Source organism: Okeania sp. SIO2C9, assembly GCF_010672455.1.
Classification (GTDB): Bacteria; Cyanobacteriota; Cyanobacteriia; order Cyanobacteriales; family Microcoleaceae; genus Okeania.
This window is the reverse complement of record NZ_JAAHGO010000088.1, coordinates 1-12,136: the sequence shown is the minus strand read 5'-3', so window position 1 is coordinate 12,136 and position 12,136 is coordinate 1. Positions and strand designations below refer to the sequence as shown.

The 12,136-nt window shown below is 36.4% G+C and carries 11 protein-coding genes and 1 riboswitch; of the genes, 8 read left to right on the top strand and 3 right to left on the bottom strand.

Annotated elements, in window-relative coordinates:
• Window positions 1–102 precede the first annotated feature (102 nt).
• Both F6K23_RS34650 and F6K23_RS34645 read right to left on the bottom strand, forming a co-directional pair.
• The gene (locus tag F6K23_RS34650; protein ID WP_293164894.1) at window positions 103–1,248 is read right to left on the bottom strand and encodes an RNA-guided endonuclease TnpB family protein; all 1,146 of its coding nucleotides are present in this window, start codon (window positions 1,246–1,248) and stop codon (window positions 103–105) included.
• Window positions 1,249–1,756: 508 nt separating this feature from the next.
• Window positions 1,757–2,116 (bottom strand): hypothetical protein, encoded by a 360-nt coding sequence (locus F6K23_RS34645; RefSeq protein ID WP_293164892.1) that lies wholly within the window; start codon window positions 2,114–2,116, stop codon window positions 1,757–1,759.
• A 100-nt stretch (window positions 2,117–2,216) separates the two neighbouring features.
• Between F6K23_RS34645 and F6K23_RS34640 the strand changes: the two genes are divergently transcribed.
• The 7 genes from F6K23_RS34640 to F6K23_RS34610 all read left to right on the top strand — a co-directional run bounded on the left by F6K23_RS34640 (window position 2,217) and on the right by F6K23_RS34610 (window position 10,678).
• The gene (locus tag F6K23_RS34640; RefSeq protein WP_293164890.1) at window positions 2,217–3,461 is read left to right on the top strand and encodes a calcium-binding protein; all 1,245 of its coding nucleotides are present in this window, start codon (window positions 2,217–2,219) and stop codon (window positions 3,459–3,461) included.
• 454 nt (window positions 3,462–3,915) lie between these two features.
• A riboswitch (cobalamin riboswitch) is annotated at window positions 3,916–4,063 on the top strand.
• Between the two features lie 450 nt (window positions 4,064–4,513).
• Window positions 4,514–5,857, top strand: a complete 1,344-nt coding sequence (locus F6K23_RS34635) for a calcium-binding protein (protein WP_293164888.1) — start codon at window positions 4,514–4,516, stop codon at window positions 5,855–5,857.
• A 287-nt stretch (window positions 5,858–6,144) separates the two neighbouring features.
• Entirely contained in the window at window positions 6,145–6,603 is a 459-nt protein-coding gene (locus F6K23_RS34630; protein ID WP_293164886.1) for a hypothetical protein, read from the top strand.
• 379 nt (window positions 6,604–6,982) lie between these two features.
• Complete coding sequence (locus tag F6K23_RS34625) at window positions 6,983–7,666, top strand: CADD family putative folate metabolism protein (protein WP_293164884.1); 684 nt, start codon at window positions 6,983–6,985, stop codon at window positions 7,664–7,666.
• 589 nt (window positions 7,667–8,255) lie between these two features.
• Entirely contained in the window at window positions 8,256–9,122 is an 867-nt protein-coding gene (locus tag F6K23_RS34620) for a ferredoxin (RefSeq protein WP_293164882.1), read from the top strand.
• Between the two features lie 485 nt (window positions 9,123–9,607).
• Window positions 9,608–10,216, top strand: coding sequence for a hypothetical protein (locus F6K23_RS34615; RefSeq protein WP_293164880.1), 609 nt, complete (start codon window positions 9,608–9,610; stop codon window positions 10,214–10,216).
• Between the two features lie 315 nt (window positions 10,217–10,531).
• Window positions 10,532–10,678: a hypothetical protein gene (locus tag F6K23_RS34610; protein ID WP_293164878.1), complete on the top strand. Its 147-nt coding sequence runs from the start codon at window positions 10,532–10,534 to the stop codon at window positions 10,676–10,678.
• 402 nt (window positions 10,679–11,080) lie between these two features.
• Here F6K23_RS34610 and F6K23_RS34605 read toward each other — a convergent pair whose 3' ends face one another.
• Entirely contained in the window at window positions 11,081–11,260 is a 180-nt protein-coding gene (locus tag F6K23_RS34605; RefSeq protein ID WP_287279380.1) for a hypothetical protein, read from the bottom strand.
• A gap of 514 nt (window positions 11,261–11,774) precedes the next feature.
• On the opposite strand from F6K23_RS34605, the gene F6K23_RS34600 reads away from it, so the two are divergent.
• Window positions 11,775–11,954, top strand: coding sequence for a hypothetical protein (locus F6K23_RS34600; RefSeq protein ID WP_293164873.1), 180 nt, complete (start codon window positions 11,775–11,777; stop codon window positions 11,952–11,954).
• The last annotated feature ends 182 nt before the right edge of the window (window positions 11,955–12,136 follow it).

The following is a 12,136-nucleotide window of genomic DNA, read 5'->3' as shown; positions in this document are numbered from 1 at the left end:
CCCGTTCCTGATATTTTCCCATCATCGAATCTTTCTATGTATCCGTTCTTAGAAACCTACGATTATCTACAAAAATCTATGATTTTCTATAAATTATCTGTTCTATTCCTGCCTCAACCTGGCAACGTCGGCGTTATCCAGTCCACAGGCTGTCACGGTCGAACTGACCGCCATCGCTAAATTTAACGCTGCATTCAAGTCTCGATCGCAACCGAAACCACAGTTTTCACATTCAAAAACACGCTCTGATAACAATAGAGACTCTTTAACAGTTCCACACCTACTGCAGGTTTTAGAACTAGGAAACCATCTATCAACGATGATTAACTCTGAACCATATAACTCACACTTGTATTCTAACTGTCTACGAAACTCGTAAAAACCCATAGACCCAACAGCCTTAGCTAACTTATGATTTGCCATCATTCCTGATACATTCAGGTCTTCTATTACTATTTGACTGTGGTTTTTAGCCAAATAGGTTGTTAGTTTATGCAATGTATCTTTCCTGATGTCAGCTACCTTTGTATGCAGTCTCGCTATTTTTAGCTGTGCTTTTTTCCAGTTATTGGAAAACTTAGTTTTATGCCTGTTTAGGTACTGCAGTCGTGATAGTTTAGACTCTAACTTTTTGTAAGATTTTGCACCAACAAAAACCTCACCAGTTGAAAGTGTAGCTAGAGATTTTACACCTAAATCTACACCAACCACATCAACTGATTTCTCGGTAATTATGGCTGCTGTCTCTATTTTGAAACTAATAAACCAACGGTCGGCTTTTCGGCTAATAGTTACAGATTTAGGAGTAACATTATCTGGCAAAATTTCATAAGTTTTTACCCATCCAATTCTAGGTAATTTAACCCGATCAAAACCTACTGATATTGAACCATCCAAAGTGAAACTATCATCTCTACCTTTTTTCTTAAATTTAGGTTGACCAGACACTTTAGTAAAGCAACGTTTCCAAGCTGATGATAAATGTCTTAAGGCATATTGAGGGGCTGTTTTAGAAACTTCATAATACCAATAGTTTTTAGGTTTGACCATTGCTACTAAAAGTTTATGCAGGTCGATAGATGTGGGAAATTTAAGTTTACTATCAGGATTATGCTGATTGTGATTCAATATGTTTCTGGTGAGCCATAATCCCCAGTTCCAGGAATGACGGGCTACACCAGCGTGTTTAGCCAGTAACGTTTTTTGCTGGTTTGTGGGGTGTAACTCAGTTTTGAATCCTAGTAGCATCAAATAAAATATAAATAATCACATATTAGAGTTGTTGGGAATTAAGCTAAAAAAATGGCTAAAACTCTTATTGGTCATAGTTTATAGCGTTTTTCAGCTCTATAATCCTGAAAACTTTATAGAATAAGCTTTTGAGCATTGTTCAATTTTTATTTCCCAACAACTCTATTATACTAGATAGTCATAGATTATGTCAAGCTGTTATTTACCCTGCTCAGTAGAAAACACCAACACTTTCATTTTGTGAAGATCATAAAAAAATCGCGCACCAAAGGATTTTCGGTTCCATCCTCGCAATTTTTGTGATATTATAAAGACTATTTAGTAACATGATTCATAAATACATCAATAATAGACAGAAAAATCAGAAATAAAAGAGGCAAAATTAAGCTATATAATTTTTAACACAAAAAGGTTTTTATATCCCATAATCATCTTTAAAATTACTGAAAAAAAGTCACAAAAAAAACGTTTAATCTCTGGGTTAATCAAAGGAATTAGAGATTTTTTAGAAGATTTTAAGCTCACAAACTACCACATCTTCATCTTCAAGAAGAAATTTTTCATCTAGTGTGTATAACTTTAATAATATCAATAATTGTGTTGATTTGAGTGATAGTTGTAGCAGTAGCAGTATAAGTAGTAGTGATTGTTGAATTTCTTTTTTTTTCACAACTAATTCAACATTGACATTCTTCATATTAGACATCTCCGAAAAATAAATAAATTGTGATAGAGTAATAAAAAATGTAATTTTAAGTTGATATTTCACCAAAATTTCAGAGATATAATCATAACCATCCACCCCAATAACTGGCAAAAATTCTGACCGTTTCCGATTTAAAATATCATTAAAATATTCTCCCAATTGACCTCTACTTTGGTCATAAACCCAACTGATGAAAACAAAATCTCAAATTTGGATGTATTATTACTGAGTCAATAACATAGACTTTTATCGCCTGAGCATGGTTACAAACATTATTCCCCAAACAAACATTGATCGCCTATCTGTAAACTTTCAAGGCAATGAAGGAAATAACTTTTCAATTAATCCCTCTATTTCTGCCGATGGTCGTTATATTGCTTTTGAATCTGCTGCCAACAACTTAGTAATAGGAGACACCAACAACCAAACAGATATTTTCATTACAGACAGAGAAACTCAAACTACAGATATTGTTTCGGTAAACTCTTTTGGGTCTGGCGGAAATCTCAATTCTTTTCATCCTTCTGTTTCTGGTGATGGTCGCTTTGTAACCTTTGCTTCTAATGCCACTAATTTAGTGCCAGGAGATAACAATAATACAACAGACATTTTTCTCAGAGACCTCCTGACTTTTACAACCACAAGAATATCGGTAGATTCTCTAGGCAACCAAAGCAATGCTGCCTCAATAAACCCCACTATTTCTGCCGACGGTCGCTTCATTGCCTTTGAGTCTGATGCTACCAACCTAGTTATGGGAGATATTAACAACGCCAGAGATATTTTTCTACACGACACTCTAACTGGTATAACTGCCCAAATATCTAAAAATTCTCTGGGCGATCGAGCAAATTTCAGTTCTTTCAACCCCACTATTTCTGCTGATGGTCGCTTTATCGCTTTTGACTCTTTTGCGACTAATATTGTGGCAGGAGATACCAATAATACCAGAGATGTTTTTTGGCACGATACCCTAACTGGAATGACCAGCAGTATTTCAGTAGATGCTTTAGGCAACCAAGGAGATTTCAGTTCAATCGCTCCCTCTATTTCTACTGACGGTCGCTTTATCGCCTTTGAGTCTACGGCAACTAATCTAATACCGGGAGATACAAATGCTGTCAGAGATATATTTGTGCGCGATGTACTAAATGGCATTACGACTCGCGTCTCTGTGAATATTTTTGGTAATCAAGTCAGTAGAAGTTCCTTTGCACCGACGATTTCTGGCGATGGTCAGTTTGTAGCTTTTGATTCTTTCGACCCGTTATTGGTGCCTGGGGATAGAAATGGTACCAATGATATATTCGTGCGGGATTTGCTCAATGGTGTCACGACTAAAATATCAGTAAATTATCAGGAGTTAGAAGGAAATTTGACTTCTTTTAATCCGGCAATTTCTGCTTCCGGGGAAGTTGTCGCTTTTGATTCTTTTGCGACTAATTTAGTAGTTGGAGATAATAATAATAGTAGGGATATTTTTGTCTGGAGTGAAAATATCTAGTTAGGGTTTGCTGAAAAAATTAGTTGGTGGGGGTAGGACATGGAGACGCGGAGACACGGGGACGCGGAGATGGGTAATATAGAATCCGATTGCACAGTCGTCATTGCGACGATAGGAAGCAATCTCAGAGGTTTAGGAGATTGCTTTCCTTACGGAATGCTACGCAAACCTTCCACTTCGTTCCAGTCGCAATGACTTGGGTATAGTAATAATTCGGATTCTATATAACAGGCAATTGTTTCGGCCATTTTATGTGAAGAAATTTTCTTGAATTTCAGCAGAAAAATTCAGTATTTTGAGGTAAATAAGAGCCAATAACTTAGGAGATAAATTGAATACAAAAAGCTCCATTACCGTAAGCTACCTGACTTTTAACTTTAATTCAGCAAACCCTAGTTAGCAAAAAAAAATTTTGTAAGAGTATTGCATTAATTAAGTAGTTGTGTTTTAATATTATAAATTATAACTAATCGGTTCTAATGGAGGCCATCCGTTAGAGGAAACGGGGAAAGTTCGGTGTAAATCCGTCGCTGTCCCGCAACTGTGATGAGATACTTGATTATCTCTCAGTCAGAATGCCCGCCGATTGAATAGTAACTTTATCAAACATCTGCGAGGTATGGATGATGACTAATATAGTATTGACAAAAAGGGAATTAGCTCTAAATAAGAACCTTTCGCTACAGATATTTAGACAGAGCTTATTTAAACCAAACTCTGGGAAACAGCTACTACTTAAAAAGAAGTAAATTAGCAGTTATCTTTTCTTTTGTGGATTTAATACCCCACCATAATCACCGCACTTAAAATTGCTTGGGGTGGGAATCTCCTCTGTGCAATTTTCCCTTTTGCCCTATTCAATTAATAAGAAAAAAATAATAGCTAGAAAGTTGACAAAAAGTACAAAAAGTGCTTCTGAATCTACTGTTAAAAACATAAAAATAAGTAATAAGAGCGATAGTTAACGGTGGGATTAATAGCGATCGCAACTGCTTTGGTATTAGCAAAAAAGTTGCGACAGAAAGTCTTGCATAAATTTAAAAAGAAATAAAATGACAACAATAATAGGAACAGAAAATAGTGAACTCCTCACAGGTAGTTCAGATGCAGATGAAATATTTGGTTTAGCAGGAGATGACACAATTAATGGTCTGGAAAGTGGAGACTTAATTAGTGGCAACCAAGGCAACGATATTCTCGACGGAAATGCAGGTAACGACACGCTGCGGGGTGGTAAAGGGAACGATAATCTCTCTGGAGACCTTGGCAGCGACAATATTTATGGCGATGTAGGTACAGACACCTTAACTGGGGGAGAGGGTTTCGATAATTTTGTTCTTCAGCGACAAAATCAACCACCAACGGGAGACCAAGATATTAACCAAGCAGACTTAATTACTGACTTTAATCTAGAACAAGATGCCATTGGTTTATTAGGAGGAATAACTTTTGAAGAACTCAATATTTTTCAAGGTAGTAATGAACTAGCTGACAGCACCATTATCCAAGATACAGTCACAGGAGAATTTTTAGCCATCCTCTCAGGTGTTAACAGCAGCGAACTTACCGAAGACCAATTTAGAACATTTGTCCAGCAACTAGGACCTTATTCCAGTTCCACCCAAGACCCAGGAAAAATAGATTCTGCCATCCCTGGTTTTATTAGTTCTGAGGGTGAAGGGTTAATCAGACCGGACAGTATTGTTAATCCAACCTTTACAGCATGGGCGACAGGATTTCAAAATTATTCCCCTGCACCAGGAGTCGATGAAAGATTCCAAACTCCTGAACTAACATTAGGACCTACTGCTAGAACAGATAATTTTATTGATATTGCTTCACTGGGGGATCTAACTCAAGAACAAATAGACGCAGGAGTACCACCAGGAGAGATTACTTTAACCTTTGACTCTGGTATTAGTAATGGTGCAGGAGCAGACTTTGCAGTATTTGAAAATGGTTTTAATAACCTTGGCGGTATTTTTGCCGAACTAGCATTCGTTGAAGTTTCCAGTGATGGGGTAAACTTTGCTCGTTTTCCTAGCGACTCTTTGACAGAGCAACCATTAGGTAGTTTTGATGTCATCGACCCCACACAAGTTTATAATTTAGCTGGCAAACACGTTAATAACGCTTCTGAGTTTGAGGGAGAATTTTTTGGTAGTTCCTGGGGAACTCCTTTTGACTTAGATGACTTAGTTAACGACCCGTTAGTGACATCCGGTGCGGTAGATATTAATGCTATTCGGTTTGTTCGTATTGTAGATATTCCTGGTAATGGTAGCTTTTTAGATGCTACAGGAGACCCCATTTTTGACCCTTGGACAACGGCACCACCAACTGCGACTTCTGGTGGTTTTGATTTGGAAGCGATCGGAGTGATTAACGTTATTTAATCACTAAATCTGGAGAATTAAAATGAGGGAATTTACAGCAGATTCCACTTTGATGAGGTACACCCGTCGCGGGCAAGATGCCCGCACTCAAAGCATTTAATTCTGAATATCTGTACTTCATATACGATGCTGACGTAATTTCTATTTGAATTGTTTAAAGGTCAAAAATAGGAATAATAACTATTTATAGTGAATAGTGACTATTGACTACTAGAAACAGTTCATATTTGTAGCAAATATTTCTCAAATTTGTATAAGTAGTTTAATTATATAGGTTATTAAAGCAAATGGAGCAAGAAAATTATTTACATAATTGGCAGCAAGAGTTTATTGCTACTAATTTAATCTCTATAGGATATAATGCTTGGCAAGGTTATTTAAGTGGCCAACGGGGTCTAATTATTTGCAGTACAAATTCACCTATTATTGGTGCAACTGGAGAAACATTTAAAGTACATTTTGTGCCTCGTAATAATCTTGCACCTCTTCTCAATGCCTGGTTAAAAGCACCCGATACTGTCCTCCTTAAAAGACATTTTATGAATGATCATATTCTGGAGGCTGTTGATAATTACAATCCTCAAAAGGATGTAGTTTTCATGTTAGAATCTGGCAGTAATGTTACTTTCTTTTATCTTACTAATTTACCGATTAGTCCGCCTGATTGTTACCAACAAGTAATCAAAAGTTGGGATGAATTTCCATCTCAATATTCCTCTGAATATCAAAATAATCATCAGATTTAAAATTTGGTGATTTCTTATATCTTTATTTTACATAAAAAAGTTATAGTAAGCGTTCATACGTCAGCACTTCAGCTATGAATTATTAGCTTATTATCAACTCAAAATATCAATTAGTATCCAAGGAGAATTAAAACTTCTAAAAAAATTTATTCAGCTAACCTTAGTCATTAATTTATTCTGGCAAAAGCTGAATACTTACAAGTTATTTGTTTTTCTATTTATACCATTAATAAAAATATTTTGTCGAATAAAAAATGATTCTTTATTAACAGTTTATTTCGATAAAATCTATTCACATATTGACAATAAAAAAAACTATGATATTATATGTAAATATTCTTACATTTGCCGAACAATGATGTTAATTGAAAATACAAAAATGACCGATCAAGAGTTTCTTGTTCAATTAGACGAAATTATTGAAAAAAAACATTTACTTAAGCACCAATTCTATCAAATGTGGAATGAAGGAAAATTATCTTTAGAAATGTTGCAAGAATACGCTCAAGAATATTATCTACAAGTTCATTATTTCCCTACTTATATTAGTGCTACTCACGCAGCTTGTGACGACTTAGAAATACGAAAAATGCTCCTAGAAAACCTCATGGAAGAAGAAATGGGAGCGACAAATCACCCTGAATTATGGTTACGTTTTGCTGAAGGTTTGGGTGTAAAAAGAGAAGCAGTTAAAGAGCGCCAACACCTAGCAAAAACTCAGGAATCTGTGAAGCTTTTGCAGCAGTTATCCCGCAGTAAAAATCCAGCAAAAGGTTTAGCTGCTCTCTATGCTTATGAATCCCAAATTCCCGAAGTAGCTACTACTAAAATTACTGGTTTGAAAGAATTTTACGGCATTAATTCTGAAGCAGCCTTGGCATTTTTTAAAGTACATGAAAAAGCCGATGAAATTCACAGCCAAGTTACGCGAGAAGCATTAGTAAAACTCTGTGAAACTGATGCTCAAAAACAGGAAGCATTAACAGCAGCAGCAACAGCAGTAGACGCCTTAAATTTACTACTTGATGGCGTGTATGAAGAATATTGTCAAGTTGTTAATTAATATAAGCATTTCCTGCGGAATGCTGCCCAAACAGCTATTAGCTGTCAGCTGTCAGCAACAAGACTCTCTGCTCAAGGAAAGTATTTAAATTAATATAGACTTTAAAGGTAAGAGAGCTAACTTTTTTAGTAAGAGAATTAATAAAGCTTTTCTCATCAACTAAATGCAATAGCTGATAGCTGATTGCTGACGGCTGAATGCTTACGAATTAATTACAGCAATTTTCAGGTAAGGAATGAAAATTAAATAAGACCGGGAAATTTTGCTTTCTGCCACATAAACCTCTTGAGCGTAATTAATTTTATCCGGTTTTATTTTCTTCTCATTGCTAAATAGACCACAGTGGTTGAAGCAACCGAAGGCATGATCTTCAGTTGCGACTTCTGCTGTTTTTGATTTACAAGCGATCGGAGTAATTAATGTTATTTAGTCAGTGGAAGGGAGTAGGGAATAGAGGACTAAGAATCAACAAGTATAATTAAATAGTATTGACTAAAATATAGCTGGTCTTTTGCAAGGGTTTGGAGACCAAACCTCCTACTTTTGAGGTATTTTGTTGATAAACAAACTTTAAATCTGGATAACTAAAATGAGTGAATTTAATCAATGGGTGACACCATTAAAACACACGGTATCGGAAAAGACTCCTCAAGGTGGAACGATAGAATATGAAGATTTTCCTACTACAATAGATGTTACTGGTCCTCTATTATATACATTAATTCAGCAACAGTGGCAGCAAGTTCAAATAGGTCATGTTGTTGAAGGTGGAGTACTAGAATTAGAATTCACTGAACCTCCAAAACTTTGCTTAATTTATGATGGTTATTTGACCGTAGCAACTCCTGCTTGGCATCTTCATTTATGCTTAGAAAAAAATTTAGGGGGACCTCACTGTACGACACCAATAGAATTAAGAGAAAAACGTCTTTTAAGTCGGGCAGCATTGTATCGTCGCTTAAACCCTGAAGGAGTGGCAAAAAGTTGGGGGATTCAGTTCTGGAATGGAGCGGCAGAAAAGTTAATGACAATATTTTTGCCCAATCCATTTTTAGGGGAAGATGAAGATTATTTGCCGGAGAAAAAAGCCGAGTTTTCCAAACTTGCACTTTATCAGGAATTACGAGAAATTTATGTTTTAGGAACTCGTCCAATTCCTTTTAATAGTAATCCTTTAAAACGACCTTATTTGTCTGTTTGTCGGTCGAGTCGTTGTTATCCCTCTCGGAAGTGGCAGCCAATTTTTGAGGCTTTACAAACTGCGGTAAAAACATCAGAATTAGATATAGATGTGATTACTTCTGGATGTTTGGAAGTTTGCAAAATGGGTCCGGTGGTCTTTTATTCTGGAGACCGAACTTGGTACACTCGCGTTACTCCTGATCTGGCTGAAAGTATTGTTAAAGAGCATTTATTAGGAGGGGTGAAGTTATCTAAAAATTTATATCCTAAGTAGGTTTTGCGTATGGAAAGTCTTTTTGCTGGGGTAGGAGACAGGAGACAGGAGACAGGAGACAGGAGTTATGGGAATGAGCGAGGAGGTAGGAGTTAAGAATTGTCTCTCAATTTTTCTGCCATAATCATCCCAAAATACTAGCATGCATGAGCTTTTTTCACCGAAAAGTTGGTACTTTTTTCAACTCTAAAACGCTAAAACCAATATCAGTCAATACTTTTAGAATCGATCGGTAAGCCCTAAGTAGGGACGTTGCATGGAATATTCAGTTAACGAAGTCAGAAGTCAGAAGTCAGTAGGGGCGAATGGCCATTCGCCCTTACATAAGTTATTTTTGTAACGGGGATTTGAGCAACTCTCCAAAAATATTTCGCCTTAAAAGGCGGGGTTTTAGACCTAATTATTTTGATAATGAGTAAGGGAAAAATATCTATCAAAGATAATACGGAAAACTGATGGTTGAAAAATAGTAGGAATCAAAATTTATGAATAATAAAATTACAGTTGATTCGCAGGAAAATTATAATGTTTGGAGTCATGCTGAAAAAGCAATGTCTCATTCTCGTCTGTGGCAATTTTTGTTAATTACTATTGGCAGTGCTAGTAGTATTATTTATCCTCACGTTCCCTTAGTAGGTTTTGCTGCTATTAGTGGGGTGACACTTAATAGAAAACAGGCGATAATTTCCTCAATAATAATTTGGTTAGTTAATCAATTATATGGTTTTACTCTCCGTCAATATCCCCAGACTTTAGAGTCTTTTACTTGGGGAGTTGTGATGGGTTTGGGAACATTATTAGTAACAATTGTAGCTAGTATTAAGCCTAAATTTATTGAGCAGAAAATCTGGAGGTATTATTTATGGTTGACTGCTAGTTTAGTTATAGGATATGTCTTGTTTGAAGGAATAATATTACTGACTGCTACATTAATGGTGGGAGACGGACATGGTTTAACAGTAGCTATTTTGGGGAGGATTTTTGTTAAGAATATAGTCTGGGCGATCGCTCTAACTTTTATCCACAGTTTGTTGATTTGGAATGGGATTAAATTCTTTAAAAGAGGGGAACGGAGTTCTATCGCTCCTACTTAAGAAAACTTTACCGAAATATTGTGGTTTAAAGCCTCCCCTTTTAAGGGGATAATAAATAAAAATTTTCATCTCTTTGTCAATCCTCTCCTTGAAAAGAAGAGGTAATTCTAAATTCGCGCATTCTAAATTCTTAATTCTTGAACTCTTCTGTAATAGAAGAATTGACTAAAAGGATTTTGTTTTCTTCTCTTGGTCGATTGGATATGGCGAGGAGACCTCGCCATCCCTCGACCGCTTTTTATCCATGAATGGAGAGGCTTTATACCTTTATTTTTCAGTAATACCGTTTCACGGAATTCGTTCATTCAAAAGTCGGTGGTGGTGCATAGTAATGGTAGAGAGTGTGTGGGGAGATGGGGAGATGGGGAGATGGGGGGATGGGGAGTGCGGGAGAAATTAAAAAAGATATATCTTCACCATTACCATGCAGGACTACCCAAAAGTCATATCAAATCCGGTTAAACAACCATAGAATGGTTAAGTTAGGAGGAGTCAGGAGTCAGGATTCAGGAGAAGAAAGAATTACAAAGATGAGCGTAGTTATGACGATTGAAGATTTTTTTTATGTCCAATTAAACGGATTTGATATCATGCATTTAAAAGTAAGATTTGATCGACTCAAAAGTTTTACTAGGCAGTAATTTCAGGAAATTATTTCACATTTAAAGTTGGAAACTATTTGTGATATCTTGAAAGTGAATTGGTATATTTCATCCTTTCATTACAGCGCTTTTCAAATTGATGAACCACACCTTCACAAGCAAAATCTTGTAGGGACGTTCCATGGAACGTCCCTACTGTGGTCTACTAATCATGAAAACCGCTGTAAAATCCAATATCAAAATTCTTTGCTAATTCTCTCAACTAATATTGAGTCGTCCAATGTGCAGTTAAATGCCCATTTTCATCTTTTAACCAAATCATATATAAACGACTATTTGATTCTTTTTTAGATGAATTTACTTGATTTTCTAATCTTTTTGCTACTGACTCGGAATTAATGGGATGATTTTCAGTAGTTGTTCTCTTTTCGTGTAATAGCATGGTTTTATATCCTTTTACTATAGAGACTAAGAGCTAATTTATCAAGTAAATATTATGAAACTGAATTACTTGCTATATTTGCTTTTTGGCAGTTATGGCTGACTAGAGCCTAAATTCCTGATGCAATATATCAGAGTTTTCCTGCATGCAGAATGCTGTGCAAATAGCTAAGTTGACGAATCAGTTCTAAATTAATAGAGGGAGAATTAATTGTTATTTATTTCCACCCCCTATATTCTTAATATTAATCTTTTTTTTCAGTTATTGATGTGATTTATGACGTTTTTTTTGGTGTTTAAGGGGAGGTTAAGGAGTGAGTTAAACTTCTCTGTTTTAGTGATTTATATTAACAGAGACTGTGATTTAACTTCACTGGCGGGAAGTCCCACGCTCTCCCGTTGGCGGAGGATGGTGGCGGCAGCTATTAGGGGAGCGGAGGGATGGTCAAGCCTGGGCCAATAGTCGGATACCTCCACAAATAAAACCTTCCTATACCCTTGACAAGCTAGGAGGTATGCATGTTATCATCAAGGTCAATACAGGGGGAGGACATCACCTCACACGCGCGCAGCGGTCATTTTTTTCATGGCTGAAGAATCCCGCGTTGTCGCGCTATGCGCAACGTCGGGAGTATGTCAAGAATGAACCTGCTTTTGAAGAGGTTCTTGCTTATGGTCTTGCGCTTCGAGAATAGATTCATGCTCTTGACAAATTGCTCGAGACGCAACTATTAACCAAAAACCTTGTTAAACCTATCCATTTCCTTGATTTTTGAGTGCCCAAAATCTCAAAAATAGTCCTAAATCTGGTACAATGTAGGAAACAATGCCTTTTGGAAACAGTTCGGTAGATTTTAGCTGCCAGGCGAAGTTAGCT